Consider the following 19,460-nt stretch of genomic DNA (forward strand, 5'->3'; position numbering starts at 1 on the left):
CACAAAGGGGACTCAGGGTGACCAAGACCCACAGATCCAAGGCCGCCTTCACGGTGGCCGTCGCGTCGGGCCTGGTGCTCGGCGGCGTGGCGGCACCGGCCGCGCTCGCCACACCGAGCGCCGACGCGGTCATCGCCGAGGTCTACGGCGGCGGTGGCAACTCGGGCGCGACGCTCGTAAGCGACTTCGTCGAGCTCGCCAACCGCGGCGCGGCCGCCGCGAGCCTGGCCGGCTTCAGCGTCCAGTACCTGCCGGGTTCGGCGAGCCCGTCGAGCACCTGGCAGGTGACGCCGCTGGCGGGCAGCGTCGCGCCGGGCGGCCGGTACCTCGTCGCCGAGAGCAAGGGCTCCGGCGGCACCGTCGCGCTGCCGACGCCGGACGCGACCGGCACGATCGCGATGTCGGCCACCGCCGGCACGATCGCCCTCGTCTCCGGTACCACCGCGCTGACCTGCAAGACCGCGGCCGACTGCGCCGCCGACGCGCGGATCAAGGACCTCGTCGGCTTCGGCGCGGCGACCGTGCGCGAGGGCAACCCGGCACCGGCGCCGTCGAACACGACGTCGGTCGCGCGCGGCACGGCCCTGGCCGACACCGACGACAACGCCGCCGACTTCACCGCCGGCGAGCCGACCCCGACCAACACCGCGGGCGAGTCGACCGGCGGGGACCCCGGCCCGGCGCCGACCCCGGCGAAGATCCACGACATTCAGGGCACCACGCGGATTTCGCCCTTCAAGGACAAGAAGGTCTCCGGCGTCACCGGGATCGTCACCGCGACCCGGACGTTCGGTTCGTCGCGCGGTTTCTGGGTCACCGACCCCAGCCCGGACGCCGACCCGCGCACCAGCGAGGGCCTGTTCGTCTTCACCGGCTCGACGAGCCCGGCCGTCGCGGTCGGCGACGCGGTCACCGCGACCGGCACCGTGCGCGAGTTCTACCCGGACGCGCCCGCGACGTCGAACTACCAGTCGCTCACCGAGCTGAGCAGTGCACAGTGGACGGTCGACTCGCACGGGAACGCCCTCCCGGCACCGACGGTGCTGAACCCGGACACCGTGCCGACGACGTACGCGCCGTCGCCCGGCGGGAACATCGAGCCGCTGACCCTGGAGCCGGCGAAGTACGCGCTGGACTTCTGGGAGGCGCACGAAAGCGAGATCGTTTCGATCAGCGACGCCCGTGTCGTCGGCCCGTCGAACTCGTTCAACGAGCTGTACGTGACGTCGAAGCCGGACCAGCACCGGTCGGTCCGCGGCGGCAGCGTCTACCTCGGCTACGACCAGCTCAACAGCGGCGTCATGAAGGTTTCGTCGCTGATCCCGTTCGCCGAGCGGCCGTTCCCGAAGCTCAACGTCGGTGACGTGCTGACCGGCACGACGTCCGGCCCGGTCGAGTACAGCAACTTCGGTGGCTACACGCTGTTCGCCAGCGTGCTCGGGACCGAAAAGGACAACGGGCTGCAGGGCGAGACCACGCGCAAGCAGCGGACCGGCGAGCTCGCCGTCGCCACCTACAACGTCGAGAACCTGGCGCCGGGCGACCCGCAGGCGAAGTACGACCGGCTCGGCGAGGCGATCGTGACGCACCTGGCGACGCCGGACATCGTGAACCTGGAAGAGATCCAGGACAACACGGGCGCGACCGACGACGGCACCGTCGCGGCCGACCAGACGCTGCAGAAGTTCACCGACGCCATCGTGGCCAAGGGCGGCCCGCGCTACCAGTGGCGCGAGATCGACCCGGTCAACGACCAGGACGGCGGGCAGCCGGGTGGCAACATCCGCGTGGCGTTCCTGTTCAACCCGGCGCGCGTATCCTTTGTGGACCGTCCGGGTGGGACGCCGACCACGGCCGTCGGCGTCGTGCGCGAACACGGCAAGGCGCACCTGACGGCGTCGCCGGGCCGCGTCGACCCGGCGAACGAAGCGTGGACGACCAGCCGCAAGCCGCTGGCCGGCGAGTTCGTGTTCAAGGGCCGCACGGTGTTCGTCATCGCCAACCACTTCAACTCCAAGGGCGGCGACCAGCCGACGCACGGCCGGTTCCAGCCGCCGGCGCGCAGTTCCGAAGTGCAGCGGGCGAAGCAGGCGACGGTGCTCCGCGGGTTCGTGGATTCGTTGCTGGCGGCCGATCGCAACGCGAACATCGTGGTGGCGGGTGACCTTAACGACTACCCGTTCTCGCCGGCGGTCCAGACGCTCACCGCGGGTGGCGCGCTGAAGGACCTGATCGCGTCGGTGCCCGAAGCCGAGCGGTACAGCTACGTTTTCGAGGGCCAGTCGCAGGTGCTGGACCACATCCTGGCGTCGCGGGCGCCGCGCGGGGTGGACTACGACGTGGTCCACATCAACGCGGAGTTCGCCGACCAGGCCAGCGACCACGACCCGCAGGTGGTCCGGTTCCGGCCGGGCGCGGGCAACCCGATCGAGGACGGGCTCTACGACTTCCTCGATTGGCTGGAGCAGGTCTTCGGCAAGTAGTTCTTCTTTTCCGACAAGGCCACCTCCGACTCCGCGCGGAGGTGGCCTTGTTCGTCCCTGACCCTTTTGGGTGACGAGGAAACCGCGGAGCGTTGACGGCCGTCTTACGGTGGACGGGACCACAAGGGGAGGGTGGCGTGGACGGCTATGCGGTGAAGGTCGACGAGCTGGGCAAGCTCATCGACGACCTCGGCACGGCGGCGGACCGGATGGCCGAGGCCAACAAGAAGCTCGGCGGCGGTGGGGCGTTCGGCTCGCTGGGCACGGTCGAGCTGGGCCGGGCCGGGGTCGAGTTCGAGGAGGCCTGGCGGTTCGGAATCGGTCAGCTGGGCGAGGCGGCTTCGGAGGTGACGGAGCGGCTGAAGGTGGCGAAGCAGAAGTACGAGCAGATCGAGGCCGAGTTCGGCGGTGAGCTGGGGAAGCTGGGGCCCGCCGGTGGTGAGTCCGCGGGTGGGGTGAAGGGGAACCACCCGCGGATCGGGCAGCCGGCCGGCGGCCCGGTGGGCGGTGGTTACACCGGCGGGGTGCCTGGGATCGGCGGTCTCGCTTCGAAGCCTGACCTGGGCGAGGGGCCGGTGGACGGCGGCGCGACCGGCGGCATCACCGACCTCCTGAACGGCCTCGGCCGGTGAGCGCCCGCGACTTCCCGGCCCTGGGCTTCGACCCGGCGCCCGGCGACCTCGACGGCATCACCGACCTGGCCGGCAAGTACCGCGCGGTGGGCGGCAACCTGACCGAAGCCGACGATGCGCTCCGCCGGATCGTCCGCAAGCAGGGCATCTGGCAGGGCGAGGCGAGCGAAGCCTTCGCCCGGCGCGTCGGCCCGCTGCCGGAGTACCTCGACGACGCGGCCAAATCGATGACCCGAGCCGCCGACGCGCTCGAAGGCTGGGCTCAGAACCTCGGTGACCTGCAGAAACGCGCGGCCGACCTGGAGGCCCGAGCGGAAGCGGCAGCCCGGGCGGCCGAGCAGGCGCGAGCAAACCCCGACCTGGCGCTGGCCAACCGGACGTTCCCGGACCAGCAGTCCCTGCAGCTCGCCCAGCGTCTCCTGGACAACGCGGGCCAGCAGCTCCAGACCGCCATCGACGGCTGCCAAAATGTCCAAGACGCGGCGAAGCAGCTCCAGCAGGAGCACACGGAGGCCGCGGCCAGGGTCGCCGAACAGCTGCGGAAGGCGAAGGAACTGGCCCCGGACGAGCCGGACCTCCTCGACAAACTGAGCGACGCGGTCGGCGGGGCACTTGTCGACTTGTCGAACACCCTCGCCGACGGCGTGGACGAGGCGTGGAACTTCGTCCAGGACCACGCGGAGCTGGTCTCGAAGCTCTCGGACGTGATCGGCGACATCGGCAACGGCCTCGGCGTCCTGAGTGACGTGCTCCCCTCCCCGGCCGGAGAGGTCACGAGCCTCGTCGCGACCACGTTCGGCTTGGCCGCACTCGGCGGTCACACGGTGGCCAAGGCGGCCGGCGCGGATGTGGCACCCGAGACCTTGATCTTCGACGCGGCGGGTGCGGCGACTTCGCTCGCCGGGATCAACCCGATGATGCCCGACACCGTGATCAAGGTCGCGACCTACGGTGCGCTGGCCACCCAGCTGGGTGCCGAGGCCGTCGCCGGGAAGAACTTCGAAAGCCCGTGGGACGACTTCAAGAACTACTGGGTGCCGAAGGACATGGGCCAGGTGGCGGCCGTCGCCGGGACGCTCGTCGCGGGTCCTGGTCCGTGGGCCGCGGTCGCGGTGGGCAATGCGGCCGATGCGGGAGCGCAGGCCGACAACGCGCCGGACCGCCGGCGCCGCCGGGCGGAAGACGAGGTGTGGAACTGATGCCTCTGGAAATCGACCTGCCGCCCGGGTTCGCGGGCATGCCGGTGGGCAACGACGACAGGCTCAACCGCGGGCACGCCTGGATGGTCGCCGAAAACGTCGCGTCCGGGGCGAGTCCCGAGCAGTTCGGCAGCTACCTGATGGCGCTGGTCCCGACCATGCAGGCCAACGGCATCCGGGTGTTCGGCAAGTTCGCGGTCGGACCTCGAAAGGGTGATGTCGCCACCCTGACCCTCGGCGTGGCCCACTGGCCCACGGAGGCACCCGGCAACCGCGACGCCGTGGTGGCGGCGATGGCCGAGGAGTACCGCGGCCGGCACAAGCGCGCGGTGGTGCAGCCGGTCCGGCTCCCCATCGGCCCGGCGCTCGTCGCGATCAGCGGGGGCGAATTCCACCTGCCCGAGCGGGACGTCCGCACCCAGATCAAGGCGGAGTACCAGATTCCCCTGCCGGACGGCCGGTCCGTGGTGATCCTTTCGGTCATCGCGGAGTCCGAAGACGCCTGGCCCGCGGTCGCCGAGGCGACGGCGAAGGTGGCCTGGAGTCTCCGGAGCGGCGAGGCAGCGCCATGACGGACCTGGCCGCCGGCACGGACAACACCTTCGCACCGCTGATGATCCTGCTGCTCCTGGTGGTACTCGGCGGTCTCCTCGCAGCTTCGGCGACGATGAGCATCATCCGGATCGCCCGGGGCAGGCAACCGCGTGAACAGCAGCTGTACCGCCTGGCCGCAGAGCTTGACGGGCGGGATCGAGTCCGGATCCGGATGGTGGAACTCGGCTTGGCCGAAGCAGACCTCCGCTGGGTCGCGCACAGCCGGGGCTACGGCATGACAGAGCACACTTTCGGCCGGTATTACGAGTTCTTCCGGGCACCACAACAGGCACCTCCGGCGAGTCCGGGACCGTGGCAGGGGAGGCCATGACCAATCCGCAGCTCATCGAGGAAATGCGCTGGCAGCTCAGGCAGATCGAAGAGCGCAAGGCCGAAAACCAGCGCCTCCTGGCCGGCATCGCCGGCGGTGACCACACGACCGTCGTCTCGCCGGATCGGTCCGTCACCGTGCTGGCCGGGCCCGGTGGGGTCGTCAGCGAGGTGCGGCTCGCGCCCGAAGCCATGCGGTTCGACGCCGTCACGTTGAGCCGCACCATCACCGCGGCCATCCGCGAAGCCGTCGCCGCCGGCAACGGGACGGCAGCCCCACCGCACCAAGCAGCCCCACCGCACCAAGCAGCCCCACCGCACCAAGTAGTCCCACCGCGCCAAGCAACCCCACAGCGCCGACCGACCCCGGCGGAGGACGACGACCCCTACGACACCGTGTTCGACATCTAAGCCGGCGGGGGCTGCTCGCCCCGCTTCGCAGCCGCGCGCTTGGCTCGCCACCCCAGCGCCAGCACCGCCTGGACCAGCTCCTGGTAGCTCGGCTTGACCTCCTCGAGGTACCGCTCCAGGTAGGCCGCGCGAGCAGTGGGCACCGGGCGCGGATCGTCGCCCGGGGTGAGCCACGGCAGGCCCTGGATGTTGTGCAGCGCCATCTTCCACCAGCGCGTGGCCCGCTCGGCCGCTCTCGCTTCGCGCTCGGTGGCCACCTCGATCGCCGACGTCGCCGCCTCGATCTCCGCCTCCAGCGCCTCGGCTCGCGCCAGTTCCCATTCGCGCAGGTTGTCCGCCGAGCCGCGGGAAAGGGCGATGATTTCCTTGTACCGCATGGCCGCGGTGGCGTCGTCGGTCATCGGTCATTCTCCGGACGCTGGAACGGGATGATCACTTCGGGCGCGCCGTGGGTGGTGCGGTCGAAGAACAACGCGCGGCCCGGCCGCGGCGACCAGTGCACGACCTGGCCCGCCGCGAACGGCGACAGCTCGTTGCCCTGGACGTCGAGCGCCGCCCACGTGCCGATGTCGTCGGTGCCGCCGAAGCCCAGCGTATCCTTGAGCCGGGCGATGCTGCGCCACCAGCCGATCGTGTGGATGCCGTGCCCCGGTCCTTGCTTCAGGAGCACCCGCAGGTGGTCGAGCCCGCTCTTCAGCTGGCCGACCGCTTTGGCCTCCAGCGCGGGCAAAGCTGCGTCGACGCCGTAGAGCAGCAGCACCTTGGCGCCGCCCGACAGTGAACCGGTCATCGACTCCAGGACGCCGGTCAGGTCGTCCACCAGCGACGCCGCGTGGTTGTCCTGGCGCAGCCGTTCGGTCAGCTCCAGCGCGGCCGGGGCGCACGCGTCGATCGGGCAGCTCAGCACGAACTCGACTTCGCCCGGTTCGTACTGCCGGGACAGCGACCGCGCTGACGAGTCCATGATGGACAGTGCCTCGGCGGTCGCCGAGCCGAGCACCGCGACGTTGCGGCCGGGCGCGCGCGGCAGGTCGACGCCGCACGCCGTCTCGGTGACGTCGATCGACTGGCCGAGGAGGGCCCGCGGTTTCGAGTTCGGCTTGAGGTCCAGGTAGGCCGGGAACTGCTCCAGGACCGGCTGGTGCGCGCCGTCGAACAGGCGCGGCCGCGGGAAACGGCCCGCGTACTCCTCCCACAGCCGGTGCTGCAGCCGGACGAACACGTTCTTGCTGCTCGCGTCCGGGATGTGGGCCAGCTGGTTGCCGTGCGCGACGCCGGAGTCGTGGTTGATCACCGCGTGCCACTTCGGCGCCGACACCGCCGCGTTGTTCGTCTCGGCCAGCACGCGCCGCGCCTTCGGCATCGCGATCCGCAGCGTGCACTGCTCGAACACGGCCGGCTTGCCCCAGAACGCCTCGATGCCGGCGACGTCCTGGCTGGCCAGCACCAGGTGGATGCCCTGCGAACGACCGCGCCGCGCGATGTCCTCCAGCAGCTGCGTGGCCGTCGCCGTCACCTGGTCGCGACCCGCGAACAGGTACTGGAACTCGTCGATCACCGCGACGATCCGCGGCCAGTGCCCGCCCGGGTCGGCTTCGCGCAGGTCGGCGAGGTTCGTGACCTCGTGCTCCTTCGCGGCCGCGGACCGGCGGCGCAGCTCGTCGGCCAGGAACCGGAGCAGCGCCAGGCCGAACTCGCGGTCGGTGTTGACGTTGACGCCGACCAGCCGCGCGTGCGGCAGCCAGCTGGCGTCCTTCCGGCCCGGTGCCAGGCCGGCGAACGAGACGCCTTCCTTGAAGTCCAGCAGGTACAGCGCCAGCTCTTCCGGGGTGTACCGGGCCGCGAGGCTGCCGAGCAGCGCGTACAGGAAGTTCGTCTTGCCCGAACCGGACGGGCCGCCGATCAGGGCGTGCGGGCTCGCGTCGCCGATCACGACCTCGACCGGTTCGCCTTCGAAGAACCCTACGGGGGCCCGCAGTTCGCGCGCCGAGCTCTCCTGGCCCAGCTCGGCGGGCAGCAGGTCGTCGAACGAGCGCGGCCCGCCCTGCTTGGCGATCAGCGCCTTGGAGATCGTGTCGACGGCCCGGATCACCTGCGCGGACGGCATCGCGGCGTCGAGGTCGACGACCAGGTCGGTGCCGGTCATGCTGCTGATCGCGTGCCGGTCGTCGAGCAGGCTCAGCGTCTCGACGGGCGCGCTCACCGCGGTCGGCACGTCGACCATGATCAGGCAGATGCCGGCGGCCAGGGCACCGCTCGCGACGCGCTTGAGGTCGCGGGCGCGCTCGGGCTCGAGGGTCTCGCCGTTGCCGTAGAGCACCACGATGCGGTACGGCTCGCCGCGTTGACCGGTCCTGGCCCGCATTTCCCGCAGCGACGTGAACCCGGCGGACATGCAGCTGGCGTGGATGCGCCGGATGTGCCCGGCCAGCTCGTCGAGGAGGTCCTCGAGCCGCCCCGGGTCGTACAGCGAAAGCGCGCTGGTCTGGCTGAGCGGGTAGAGGTCGGGCAGGATCGCGGTCAGCTGCCCGATGTCCCACAGGTGGACGCGCACCGCGCCGGGCTCGAACGTGGAGAGCACGCGGACCAGCAGGTTCTGCACGATGCCGTCGATCGCGGGCCGCGTCTTCGGTGCCGACGTGATCGCCAGGTGCGACTCGTCGAGCAACGGGACGGCGACGTCGAACGTGCGGGTCGCGTCGCCACCGGCGGCGGTGGCCGAGCCGACGCGCCACAGCCCGGGCGACGTCAGGCCGGGGTTGTGGCCGACCGTGCCGAGCCAGTCGCCCGGCGGCAGCCCGGCCGCGCCGGGTGCGTTCTGGGCGACCAGTTCCCGCAGCGTCGCGGGACCTTGGCTCCAATCGGTGTAGAAAGCGCTTCGCACGCTGCCGAGCGCGCCGAACACTTCGTGCGCGGCGGGGTGGCGGGACCACTCGTTCTGCTGCTCGGCCGTGGCGTGGTTCATGCCGACCTTGACGATGTCCTGCTCCAGCCGGAGCTTGGCGAGGTCGGCTTCCGCGGCTTGGCGCGCGCCGGCCGCCGCGCCCAGCACCAGTCCGATCTGGTGGCGGACCCGGTCGAGCGCGGTCTCGACGCGGTTGCGTTGCTCGGCTGACTTGTTGGCCATCGGCGTCCCCAAGAAAATGGTGTCCCCTGAAAAGGATTACAGGCGCGACCGGTATCCGCTCACCAGATCCTCGGCGGCGTGCAGGCGGACGAGGAGCTGGTCCAGCCCCTCGCCGGCCTGTGCGTACTGCGAAGGAAGCCAAGGATCGGCCTTGGCCTGGGCGTCCACGAGAGCTTGCCGGGCTTCCCCGAGCAGGCTTGTGGCCCGTTCGGAGTGGGCGCGCGCGTCGGCGAGCCCGGTCACGGCAGCGGTGAGCAGCTGGTGGAGTTCGGCGAGCGTCATCCGGCTTACAGACGCGCCGAGTAGGAGTCGGCGGAGGAAATGCTTGCTTGGACGGTGCTCTGCAAGCCGTTGATGCCTTGCAGGGCCTCCGCCAGGAGTCCGTGCGCCTGGCTCACTTCGTGCTGGCTGCTCCCTTGGGTCGCCTGTGCGAGCGACTGCTGGGCTTCTTCGAGAGACTGCGCTGCCTGTTGCAGGGCGGCGATGCTCGCGGACGCCTTCTCGTTGGCGAGCGCGATGCCAGCGCGGATCTCTTCGACTCCGGCCATCGGGCCTCTACTCCTCGAATCTGTGGTGTCGTACGGGGACGGATTCCATTGAAACAGATCCAGCGACTCAGCGTGATCATCAGACTTTGCCGAGTGATCGCGGGCCCGGAATCAGCAAGGCCCCGGACGTGTCACGTCCGGGGCCGGGCCGATCACGGTCTGTGCGGGGATTGTCCCGGCGCCAGTACCGCACACTGAAGTCGCTGGCCAGCGCTACCCCAGGTCAGAGCGGTTTTCGTGCCACTGCTGGCCTTTCTCGACAGGGGCGGGCGAGGTGCTGGTGAGACTAGCGCGACCGGAGTAAGCGCCTTCGGTCAGCCCTGTTCGTAACTCCTCGTACAGGCGGAGAATTCCGCAGCACCGAAGGCATTTCACGTTCGGCTGGGCCGGAAGTGCCGCACAACTATGTCCGGGACATACCGACGGTGGGTCGCGCACGGTGCGGCCGGGACTCGAGTGATAGAGGGCGAGAAAGACGAAACGCCGGGCTGCTCGCGAAGAGCTGCCCGGCGTTCGCCTGATCAACCGGCGGAGGATACAGGATTCGAACCTGCGAGGGCGTGAACCCAACACGCTTTCCAAGCGTGCGCCTTAGGCCGCTCGGCCAATCCTCCGCAGGAGACGATACCGGATGGCCCCCGTCACCCGTGAAGGTGGGTTACGTCGGCGACCACGCACGTGATGTTGTCCGGGCCGCCGCCTTCGTTGGCCAGGCGGATCAGCTCCGGGATGACCTCGGCCGGCTCCGCGCCCGCCGCCAGGACGTCGCGCAGGGTGGGTTCGGAGACCGGGCCGCTCAAGCCGTCCGAACAGAGCAGGTAGCGGTCGCCGGGCTTGGCCTTGAACGTCCAGATGTCCGGGTCGCCGGAACCCGCCGTCTGCAAGGCCTTCATCAGCAGCGATCGGCGCGGGTGGGACTCGGCGTCCTCGGCGGCGACGCGGCCGTCCTCGACCAACGCCTGCACGAGCGTGTGGTCGCGGGTCAGCCGGCGCAGGCCGCCGTCGCGCAGGAGGTAGCCGCGGCTGTCGCCGATGTGGGCGGCCGCGAACTCGACACCGTCGAACAGCAGGGCCGTCAGCGTGGTGCCCATGCCCTCGGTCGTCGGCTCCTGCGACGCCACTTCGTGCAGCCGCTGGTCGATCGACTTGACCACGCCGGCCAGCGTCGCGACCAGGTCCACGTTCGTCAGATCGAGCCGTCGGAGGTCGACTTCGAGCTCGCGCAACACGTCGACCGCCGTCGCGCTGGCGACCTCTCCGTGCGGCTGACCGCCGATGCCGTCGGCGACGGCGAGCAGGCGGGAACTCGCGTAGACCGCGTCCTCGTTGACCCGGCGTCGCCGGCCGACGTCCGACCCGGCGGCGTACCGCAGGACGTACCGATCGTATGTCATGCCTCCCATGAAAGCATTGGTTGACTGAGTTCACAAGCATGACGGCTGAATGGAGCATCCTCCGATAGAGTCCTCGCCATGGACGACGACGCCACGGTCAGCGCGGCCGACATCGCGCGGCTCGCCGGGGTCGGCCGGGCCGCGGTCAGCAACTGGCGCCGCCGCTACCCGGACTTCCCGCAGCCGGTCGGCGGCACGGCGTCGAGCCCGCTGTTCGGCCTCTCCGCCGTCGCCGGCTGGTTCCGCGCCCGCGGCAAGAAGTTCGAGCTGAGCGCCGGCGAACGCGCGTGGCAGCGCCTGCGCGCCCTCGGAGACGACCTCGACCTCGCCGAGCGCGTCAGCCGCGCGGGCGGCTTCTTCGCCTTCCAGGCGGGCGTCTTCGACACCTTCGACAGCGAACTCGACGACCCGGAGCTGCTCACCCTGCTCAGCGAGATGACGCAACAGGCGGGCCCGGTCGAGGCGTTCGAACTGTTGTGCCGCCGGTACTTCGAGGCGCATTCACGCCGGTTGTCGGCCACGCCGGAGCCGGTCGCCGAGCTGATGGCCCGGCTCGCCGGTCCGGTATCGACGATCCTCGACCCCGCGTGCGGGTTCGGCGCGCTCGCGCTGGCGAGCGGCGCGAAAACCGTGCTGGCGCAGGACAGTGACCCGATGACGGCGTCGATCGCGGCCCTGCGCCTCGCCCTGCGTGGCGTCGAGGCCGAGGTCCACGCGGTCGACGCGCTGCGCGAAGACGCCTTCGCCGGCCGCACCGCCGAAGCGGTGTTGTGCGACCCGCCGTTCAACGAACGCGCCTGGGGTCACGACGAACTGGTCGGCGACGAGCGCTGGGAGTACGGCCTGCCCCCGCGCGGCGAACCCGAGCTCGCCTGGGTGCAGCACTGCCTCGCGCACGTCGAACCCGGTGGCACGGTGGCGATCCTGATGCCGGGCGCGGCGGCCGGGCGGCGCAGCGGCAAACGCATCCGCGGCAACCTGCTGCGCGCGGGCGCGGTCCGCGCGGTCGTCACGCTGACGCCGGCCGGGCCCGACCTCTGGCTGCTGCGCCGGCCGTCGCCCGGCGAGCGTGCGCCGTCCACCGTGCTGCTCGCCGAAGCGGGCGACGAGCTGTCCACAGTGGAAGCACTGTGGCGGGAGTTCCGCGCTCACCCGGAATCCGGCGTCCGGATCATCGACCTGCTCGATGACGACGTCGACCTGACGCCGGCCCGCCGCCGCACCCGGGACGAGGATCCGGGCCAGGCCTTCCAGGCCGTGCGCGCCCGGTTCGCCGAGCTGGTCCCGCGGCTGCCACCGCTCGAACCGGCGGCGGCCGAACCGGCGTTCACGACGATCGGCGAGCTGGTCAAGGCCGGTGTCGTCGAGGTCAGGTACGCGCCGGTGCGCGCGGACGCCGAGCACCCGCCGGCCGAGGCGGGTGACGTGGTCGCGTCGGTGACCGGGATCGCGTACGTCCACAGTGGACCGCCGCGGCCGGTCGGTGCCGGGCTCACCGTGTACCGCGTCGACGCGGAGCGGCTGGACGCGGACTTCCTCGCCGGCTGCCTGCGCGCGGCCGACCTGCCGACGGCGTCGGCGTCCACCCGGATCGACGGCAGGCGCGTGCGGATCCCGCGGCTGCCGATCGCCGTTCAGCGGGAGTACGGCGGGATCTTCAAGGACCTCGCCGAGTTCGACACCGTGTTGCGCCAGGCGGCCGAAACGGGCCGCGACCTGGTCCGGCTAGGCTTCGCGGGACTTGTCGAAGGACGGCTCAGGCCGGGCCAATAGGGGAACGGATGCTGATCGCCGACCGCTACGAGCTCGACGAGCTGCCGCTCGGCCGCGGCGGGATGGGTGCGGTGCACGGCGGGTACGACCGCAGGCTGGGCCGCCGCGTCGCGATCAAGCTGCTCAGGCTGCCGGGCCGCGACGAAGAGCTCGAAGCCCGCTTCGCCCGCGAAGCCCGCATCCTGGCGACGCTCGACCACCCCGGCGTCCCGACGCTGTACGACTACGGCACCCACGACGACCGGTTGTTCCAGGTCATGCAGTTCGTCGACGGCGTGACGGTGGCCGACCTGCTCGCCGAGCACGGGCCGCTGCCGGTGCCGTGGGCCGCGGCGATCGCGGCGCAGGCGTGCGCGGTGCTGACCGCCGCCCACGCGCTCGCCGTCTGCCACCGCGACCTCAAGCCGTCCAACCTCATGCTCGGGCCCGACGGCGGCGTGAAGGTGATGGACTTCGGGCTGGCCGTGCTCCGCGAAGCCGACGCGGCGCAGTTCACCCGGGCCGGGCAGCTGCTCGGGACGCCGTCGTACATGGCGCCGGAGCAGATCCAGCGGGGCGGCGCCGAACCGCGCAGCGACCTCTACGCGCTGGGCTGCGTGCTGCACGAGATGCTCACCGGGCGGCGGCTCTTCGACGGGCCGACCGCGTACGCGGTGTTCGAGCGGCAGGTCAAGGAGCTGCCGCCGCCGGTGCCGGGGCTGCCGAAACCGCTGAACCGGCTGCTCGCCGAGGTGCTGGCCAAGGACCCGGAGGCCCGCCCGGCCGGCGCCGCCGTGCTGTACGACCGGCTGGGCGCGTTCGTCGGCGGGCTGCCGCCGCTGCCGGGGTTCCTGGTGCCGCCGTCGGTGCCCAGCCCGGGCCGGATGTACGCGCGGATGCTGGGCCGGGTCAGCGGCTGACCGCCGGGCGCCGGTCGGCGAGCGGCAGGCCCCGGCGCTGGATGCGCCGGTAGGTCGTCGCGTTCTGCACCGCGATGCTCACGCCGAGGGTCAGCGCGATCGACGCCGAGGTCAGCGAACCGTCGACACCGAGGGCAGTACCCAGCGCGGCCACGCCGATCCGGACCGCGACCGTCAGCACCCACAACCCGATCGTGATCGCCGAACCCTTCTGGAACGTCGTCCCGTCGCGCTCGGTGAGGGTGGTCGTGGTGCTGCGCAGCACACCGAGCCCGGCGAGCACCAGCAGGTCGGCGGCGAGCACGCCCAGTTCGGCCGCGGACGCGCCGGGCAGCGCTTTCAGGGCCAGGTACCCGCCCAGCACCGTGAGCAGCAGTGGCATGACGACCAGCGTCCGGAGGCTGAGCAGCGTGCCGCGGACCTGCTGGTAGACGACCCGGTACAGGACGAGGCCGGCGATGGCGGCGTAGAGCAGGACGTCGGGCATTTCGGAGCTCCCCTGGGTTTCGAAGGTCTCCCCAGCTTCGGCGGCCGGCGGCGCGGATTCGTCGGTCTACGGGCCGGATCCGGGTGGATTCCGGCCTCCACCCCCGGGTTGAGCGGCAGCTGCCCAAATCGTGACCTTCGCCGACGAACCTCGACCGGGTGAACGCCGTCTTTACCGGTGTCCAAACGCGATGATCGAAACAGCTGGGGGTAACGGATCGTGAAGAGGCTTCTGGCGGGAGCGGCCGCGCTGGCCACCGCGTTCGTGCTGGCCGCGTGCTCCGGCGGGGGCTCGGCCGGTGGTGCGAACGCGGGCGGCGGGGCCGTCGCCGCGGCGGGGACCGGCGGCGGGACGCCGACGACCTCCAGCACCACCCCGGCGCCCACCTCCACCGTGGCCGCGCCGACGCCGTCGGCCACGCCCACCCCTGCGTCCACGAAACCGGCGCCGACCAGCACCTCGGCCAAGCCGAAGCCCAAGCCGACGCCGACGCCGAAGCCGACCCCGAAGCCCGCGCCGGACCCCGGTGTCCCGTGCGCCGCGGCGGCCGCGTCCGCGGGCACCGCCGCCTGCGTCGACATCTCCGCGCACAAGGCGTGGCTGCTGGAGGGCGGCAAGGTCGTCTACGGTCCGGTGCCGATGCTGCCGGGCCGCAAGGGCTACGAGACCCCGACCGGCGCGTTCCACGTCATCTCCAAGGAGAAGATGCACCTGTCGAAGGAATTCGACAACGCGGAGATGCCGAACTCGGTCTTCTTCTACCCGGGCGACGCCTTCCACACGGGCAGCCTCTCGGTGTACTCGCACGGCTGCATCCACCTGTCGGCAGGCGCGTCCCTGAAGTTCTTCAACACGCTGCACGTCGGCGACGTCGTGCAGGTCGTCCCGTAAGGTCGCTACCCACCGTCACGTGGTGTAGGTCACATTAAGATCAACTTTTCCGGATTGCTGCAACTGGCCCTCCTGATCTTGCGACAAACAGTCGCATGGGAAGGGGGGCCAGATGGCCTTTCGGAAGCTTCGCCTGCTGCTGACGACCGTCCTGACCGGGACGTTGCTGCCTGTGATCGCCCCCGGAGTGGCGGCCGCGGCGACGCTCCCGCCCGGGTTCGTGCTCCGGGACACCGACTCCGGGCTGGGGCCGTATCAGCTCACGGACTTCGCGTACCTTCCCGACACCTCCGTCCTCGCCACCGGCAAGGACGGCCGTGTCCGCTGGCTGCCGGTCACCGGCACCGGCCGGACCATCGCCACGCTGCCGGTCCGCGCCGACGGCGACCTCGGGCTCGTCGGCCTGGCCGTGGCGCCGGACTACGCGACCTCGCGGGCCGTCTACCTCACGCGGTCGATCAACACCGCCGGCGGCTTCGTCATGCGGCTGTCGCGGTTCACCGTGACCGTGGACGCGGCGGGCGCGCCGGCCGGCCTGACCGGTGAGCGGCCGGTGTTCGAGGCGCCGGGCACCTTCGACGTCCACGGCATCGACACCGTCCTCGCCGCCGCGGACGGGACGCTGTGGCTGTCCGTCGGCGACGACAGCGACTACCGGCAGGTCGACCCGGGCGCGCTGCGCGCCCAGGACGTCGACCAGCCGTACGGCAAGCTCCTCCACCTGACCGCCGACGGCCAGGGTGTGCCGGGGAACCCCTACTACGACGCGGCCGCCCCGGGCGCGACCGCGAGCAAGGTGTTCGCGCGCGGGTTCCGGAACCCGTTCCGCTTCAGCCTCGACCCGAGCCTCGGCCTGCCGGTCGGCGGCGACGTCGGCTGGGGCAGCTGGGAAGAGCTCGACGTCGTCCAGCGCGGTGCCAACCAGGGCTGGCCGTGCTGGGAGGGCAACCACCAGACGCCGGGCTACAGCTCCCTCCCGGGGTGCGCCGGCGTGCCGAACCAGCCGCCGCTGTTCGAGCTCCCGCACGGCGACGGGGTGATGACGGGCAACAGCATCACCGGCGGCATTGTCTACAGTGGATCCAGTTATCCGGCGGCCTACCGCGGCGGGTACTTCTTCGGCGACTACGTGTCGAACCGGATCTGGACGCTGCGGTACGACGACCAGGGAAAGCTCGCGCAGGCCCCGGAAAACCCGCCGGCCTTCGACGGCGTCGGCGGTCCGGTGAAGTTCGCGGCGGCACCGAACGGCGACATCGTCTACGCCGACATCGTGTCCGGCACCCTGCGCCGGCTGGCCTACACCGCGGGCAACACCGCGCCGGTGGCGAACGCCACGACGTCGACGGACCCGGACACCCGCACGGTGTCGTTCGACGGCTCGGCTTCGGTCGACTACGACAACGACGTGCTCGGGTACGACTGGGACTTCGGCGATGGCGCCACCGCGGCCGACGCCGGTCCGAAGGTGTCGCACACCTACGCGGCGGGCCCCGCGTCGTTCACCGCGAAGCTGCGCGTCCGGGACCCGCTGGGGCTCACCGGCGAAGCCACCATCGCGGTCGCGCCCGGCAACCGCACCCCGGTGCTCACGCTGACCCCGCCCGCGGCCACGACGTTCGCCGTGAACCAGACGGTCTCCGTGCGCGCCACCGCGACCGACGCCGAGGACGGAGCCCTGCCGATCACCTGGACCACGGCGGTGCGGCACTGCCCGAGCGAAGCGACGTGCCACTCGCACCCGGGCGTCGGCGGGACCGGCGAGAGCTTCTCGCAGGCGTTCACCGGGCACCCGGACTCCCGGATGGAATTCACCGCGACGGTGACCGACAGCGCGGGTGTCTCCACGGCCAAGACGTACACGGCGATGCCGCGGCAGCACCGGATCACGCTGCGCGGCACGCAACCCGCCGCGCTGAGCATCCCGGTGGCGGGCGGGGCCAGCTCGGCCATGGTCACCGAAGGCGCTTCCTTCGACGTCGAGGCCGCGCCGCTGGCCACCGACGGCGCTTCGAAGTTCTCCGGCTGGCAGGGTGGTCCTGCGGACCCGACCTGGGTCATCACGGTCGGCGCAACCGACTTGACGCTGACGGCGAACTACACGACCCCGATCGACCAGCGCTACGACGCCGACGCGGCGGTGCGGGCGACCCTCGGCGCGCCGGCGGCGGCCGAGATCACCGACGGCCCGGTCCACTACCGGGTGTACGCGAACGGCCGGATGTACTGGAGCGCCGAAACCGGCACCCGGTACATCACCGGACCGGTGCTGGAGAAGTACCTCGCCTACGGCGGGCACAGCGTGCTCGGCCCGCCGTTGTCCGACACGCTGACGACCCCGGACGGGGTGGCCCAGTACAACCACACGCTCATCAACGGCACGGTGGGTTCGATCTACTCCACGCCGGCGACGGGCGCGCACCTGATCTTCGGGGAGATCCGGAAGAAGTGGGCGGAGCTGGATTACGAGCGTGGTCTCGGGTATCCGACGACCGACGAGCTGGGGACGCCGGACGGGGTGGCTCGCTACAACCACTTCGTCAAGGACGGCACGGCCGGGTCGATCTACTACACGCCGTGGACGGGTGCGCACGCGATTTTCGGGGAGATCCGGAAGAAGTGGGCGGAGCTGGACTACGAGCGTGGTCTCGGGTATCCGACGACCGACGAGCTCGGCACGCCGGACGGCGTCGCCCGCTACAACCACTTCGTCAAGAACGGCAACGTCGGGTCGATCTACTGCACGCCGTGGACGGGTGCGCACGCCATCTACGGGGAGATCCGGAAGAAGTGGGCGGCGCTCGACTACGAGCGCGGTCTCGGCTACCCGGCGACCGACGAGCTCGGCACGCCGGACGGCCGCGGCCGGTACAACCACTTCACCGCCGGCGGCTCGATCTACTACACGTGGTCCACGGGCGCCCACGTGGTGAAGGGCGAGATCCGCAAGCGCTGGGCGGCGCTCGGCTGGGAGTACTCCTACCTGCACTACCCGAAGTCGGACGAGTACGCGACGAGCAGCGGGTGGCGCAGCGACTTCGAGGGCGGCTACATCACCTACACCTACGCCGGGCCCCGAGATCGTCGCTGGTGACCGCCACGAAGTTCTTCAACACCTCGAAACGGACGACGAAGTCCAGGCCGTCCGATAAGTCCTCTTAGGACTGACGCAGGCCTGCCGGGGTGGTCCCGGCCGTCGTCAGCGGCAGGCCGAGGGCGACGCGCTCGGTGAGCCACGGGCTCGGCCGGTAGCGGGGGTCGCCGGTGGCCGCGCTGAGGCCGCGCAGGATGCGCAGCACCACGTCGCCGCCGACGAGGTCGCCCCAGGCCAGCGGGCCGCGGGGGTAGCCGAGGCCGAGGCGGACCGCCGTGTCGATGTCCGCCGGGGTGGCCAGCTGCTGGCCCGCGATGAAACAAGCCGTGTTGACGATCGACGCCAGCAGGCGCTGCGCGATCGGCGCGGGCCCGTCGCGGACCACGGTCACGGGGTGCCCGGTGGCGGCCAGTGCACCCCACGCGGCGCGGCCCGCCGCCGGGTCGAGTCCCGGGTGGACGGACATCGTCAGGCGGCGTTCGTAGCCGCCCAGCGGATCGACGCCGGCGACGCGGTCCAACGGCAGCCCGGCGCGGGTCGCGGCGTCCACTGTGGATTCCCCGTAGAGCGGCACGAGCAGGATGGCGTCCGGGTAGGCGTCGGACACCACCTGGACGCCCGCGGACGACAGCGCGCGGGCGAGGTGCTCGTCCGCGGTGAACACCGGGCTCGCCGGCTTCGGCGGGGCGGCGGGCTCGTCGGCGACCTGCTGCTTGCCGTCCGGGTAGGAGTAGAAGCCTTCGCCGTTCTTGCGTCCGAACAGGCCGGCCGCGACGCGCGGGCGGGTCAACCAGGACGGCCGCAGCCGCGGGTCGCCGTGGAAGCCGCTCCAGATGCTTTCCAGGACGGCGTGCGAGACGTCGAGGCCGGTGAGGTCGAGCAGTTCGAACGGGCCGAGTTTCAGGCCGAGGACGTCCCGCGCGATGCGGTCGACGTCGGCGGGCTCGGCCAGCGCCTCGGCGAGGATCTGCAGCGCCTCGGTGTTCAGGCCCCGGCCGGCGTGGTTGACCAGGAAGCCGGGGGCGTCCTTCGCCAGCACCGGCTCGTGGCCCCAGCTCTTGACCAGCTCGAGCGCTTCGCCCGGCAGCCAGGCGTGCGTGCGCGCGCCCGGCACCACCTCGACCAGCCGCATCAGCGGCACGGGGTTGAAGAAGTGCAGGCCGAGCAGGCGCCCGGGGTCGGCCAGCGCGGCGGCGATCTCGGTGACCGACAGCGAACTCGTGTTGGTCGCGAAGATCGTCTTCTGTGGACAGACGCGTTCGAGGCTCGCGAACAGGGCGCGTTTCGTCGCGAGGTCCTCCCGGACGGCTTCGACCACGAGGTCGACGCCGTCCGCGGGCGCGTCGGGTGCGTCCACGGCGATCAGCCGGTCCCTCACCGCCTGCGGGTCGCCGGTGAGCTTGCCCTTGGCGGCGAGCTTGTCCACCATCCCGCCGACGTACTCGATCGCGTCGGCGACGGCCTCGCGCCGGACGTCGGCCAGCTCGACGGTCACCCCCGCGGTCGCGGCCAGCTGGACGATCCCGCGGCCCATCACCCCGGTCCCGATCACCCGGATCCTGCCGACCTGCCCGGCCCACCCCGTCACGTCGTGCCGC

17 protein-coding genes and 1 tRNA gene are annotated in these 19,460 nt (G+C 71.4%); 10 read left to right on the forward strand and 8 right to left on the reverse strand.

Annotation, left to right across the window (positions count from 1 at the left end; all coding sequences use genetic code 11):
• The first annotated feature begins 17 nt into the window (after positions 1 to 17).
• The 6 genes from IE317_RS34635 to IE317_RS34660 all read left to right on the forward strand — a co-directional run bounded on the left by IE317_RS34635 (position 18) and on the right by IE317_RS34660 (position 5,649).
• A complete protein-coding gene (locus tag IE317_RS34635) occupies positions 18 to 2,483 on the forward strand; it encodes an endonuclease/exonuclease/phosphatase family protein (protein WP_191315592.1) in 2,466 nt (821 codons plus the stop codon).
• A 137-nt stretch (positions 2,484 to 2,620) separates the two neighbouring features.
• Positions 2,621 to 3,115 (forward strand): hypothetical protein, encoded by a 495-nt coding sequence (locus IE317_RS34640; protein WP_191315593.1) that lies wholly within the window; start codon positions 2,621 to 2,623, stop codon positions 3,113 to 3,115.
• The gene (locus tag IE317_RS34645) at positions 3,112 to 4,314 is read left to right on the forward strand and encodes a putative T7SS-secreted protein (protein WP_191315594.1); all 1,203 of its coding nucleotides are present in this window, start codon (positions 3,112 to 3,114) and stop codon (positions 4,312 to 4,314) included. Before IE317_RS34640 ends, IE317_RS34645 begins: the two co-directional genes overlap by 4 nt.
• Positions 4,314 to 4,886, forward strand: coding sequence for a hypothetical protein (locus tag IE317_RS34650; protein ID WP_229903057.1), 573 nt, complete (start codon positions 4,314 to 4,316; stop codon positions 4,884 to 4,886). Before IE317_RS34645 ends, IE317_RS34650 begins: the two co-directional genes overlap by 1 nt.
• Complete coding sequence (locus IE317_RS34655) at positions 4,883 to 5,239, forward strand: hypothetical protein (protein ID WP_191315596.1); 357 nt, start codon at positions 4,883 to 4,885, stop codon at positions 5,237 to 5,239. Before IE317_RS34650 ends, IE317_RS34655 begins: the two co-directional genes overlap by 4 nt.
• Positions 5,236 to 5,649, forward strand: a complete 414-nt coding sequence (locus tag IE317_RS34660) for a YbaB/EbfC family nucleoid-associated protein (RefSeq protein ID WP_191315597.1) — start codon at positions 5,236 to 5,238, stop codon at positions 5,647 to 5,649. The genes IE317_RS34655 and IE317_RS34660 overlap by 4 nt, the downstream gene beginning before the upstream one ends.
• Here IE317_RS34660 and IE317_RS34665 read toward each other — a convergent pair.
• From IE317_RS34665 to IE317_RS34690, 6 genes are all read right to left on the reverse strand, one after another.
• On the reverse strand, positions 5,646 to 6,050 hold the full coding sequence (locus IE317_RS34665) for a hypothetical protein (protein WP_191315598.1): 405 nt from the start codon (positions 6,048 to 6,050) through the stop codon (positions 5,646 to 5,648). The two genes, IE317_RS34660 and IE317_RS34665, sit on opposite strands and share 4 nt — an antisense overlap.
• The gene (locus IE317_RS34670; protein ID WP_191315599.1) at positions 6,047 to 8,776 is read right to left on the reverse strand and encodes an FtsK/SpoIIIE domain-containing protein; all 2,730 of its coding nucleotides are present in this window, start codon (positions 8,774 to 8,776) and stop codon (positions 6,047 to 6,049) included. Before IE317_RS34670 ends, IE317_RS34665 begins: the two co-directional genes overlap by 4 nt.
• A gap of 36 nt (positions 8,777 to 8,812) precedes the next feature.
• On the reverse strand, positions 8,813 to 9,058 hold the full coding sequence (locus IE317_RS34675; RefSeq protein WP_003056173.1) for a hypothetical protein: 246 nt from the start codon (positions 9,056 to 9,058) through the stop codon (positions 8,813 to 8,815).
• Between the two features lie 5 nt (positions 9,059 to 9,063).
• Positions 9,064 to 9,324: a hypothetical protein gene (locus tag IE317_RS34680; protein WP_003056176.1), complete on the reverse strand. Its 261-nt coding sequence runs from the start codon at positions 9,322 to 9,324 to the stop codon at positions 9,064 to 9,066.
• A gap of 529 nt (positions 9,325 to 9,853) precedes the next feature.
• Positions 9,854 to 9,938 (reverse strand) — tRNA-Ser (locus IE317_RS34685).
• Between the two features lie 27 nt (positions 9,939 to 9,965).
• Complete coding sequence (locus IE317_RS34690; RefSeq protein WP_191315600.1) at positions 9,966 to 10,718, reverse strand: PP2C family protein-serine/threonine phosphatase; 753 nt, start codon at positions 10,716 to 10,718, stop codon at positions 9,966 to 9,968.
• 78 nt (positions 10,719 to 10,796) lie between these two features.
• Between IE317_RS34690 and IE317_RS34695 the strand changes: the two genes are divergently transcribed.
• Together IE317_RS34695 and IE317_RS34700 are read left to right on the forward strand one after the other, a co-directional pair.
• The gene (locus tag IE317_RS34695; protein WP_191315601.1) at positions 10,797 to 12,491 is read left to right on the forward strand and encodes an HsdM family class I SAM-dependent methyltransferase; all 1,695 of its coding nucleotides are present in this window, start codon (positions 10,797 to 10,799) and stop codon (positions 12,489 to 12,491) included.
• 8 nt (positions 12,492 to 12,499) lie between these two features.
• A complete protein-coding gene (locus IE317_RS34700) occupies positions 12,500 to 13,390 on the forward strand; it encodes a serine/threonine-protein kinase (protein ID WP_191315602.1) in 891 nt (296 codons plus the stop codon).
• On the opposite strand, the gene IE317_RS34705 is transcribed toward IE317_RS34700, so the two are convergent.
• Positions 13,380 to 13,877, reverse strand: a complete 498-nt coding sequence (locus tag IE317_RS34705; RefSeq protein ID WP_191315603.1) for a hypothetical protein — start codon at positions 13,875 to 13,877, stop codon at positions 13,380 to 13,382. The two genes, IE317_RS34700 and IE317_RS34705, sit on opposite strands and share 11 nt — an antisense overlap.
• 219 nt (positions 13,878 to 14,096) lie before the next feature.
• Between IE317_RS34705 and IE317_RS34710 the strand changes: the two genes are divergently transcribed.
• Both IE317_RS34710 and IE317_RS34715 read left to right on the forward strand, forming a co-directional pair.
• Positions 14,097 to 14,768: a L,D-transpeptidase gene (locus tag IE317_RS34710; RefSeq protein WP_191315604.1), complete on the forward strand. Its 672-nt coding sequence runs from the start codon at positions 14,097 to 14,099 to the stop codon at positions 14,766 to 14,768.
• Positions 14,769 to 14,880: 112 nt separating this feature from the next.
• Positions 14,881 to 17,862 carry a PQQ-dependent sugar dehydrogenase gene (locus IE317_RS34715; RefSeq protein ID WP_191315605.1) on the forward strand — a complete coding sequence of 994 codons (2,982 nt, stop codon included), beginning with the start codon at positions 14,881 to 14,883 and terminating at the stop codon, positions 17,860 to 17,862.
• A gap of 64 nt (positions 17,863 to 17,926) precedes the next feature.
• On the opposite strand, the gene IE317_RS34720 is transcribed toward IE317_RS34715, so the two are convergent.
• On the reverse strand, positions 17,927 to 19,450 hold the full coding sequence (locus IE317_RS34720; RefSeq protein WP_191315606.1) for a 3-hydroxyacyl-CoA dehydrogenase: 1,524 nt from the start codon (positions 19,448 to 19,450) through the stop codon (positions 17,927 to 17,929).
• Positions 19,451 to 19,460: the final 10 nt, after the last annotated feature.

This window comes from Amycolatopsis bullii, from assembly GCF_014654205.1.
Taxonomy (GTDB): Bacteria; Actinomycetota; Actinomycetes; order Mycobacteriales; family Pseudonocardiaceae; genus Amycolatopsis; species Amycolatopsis plumensis.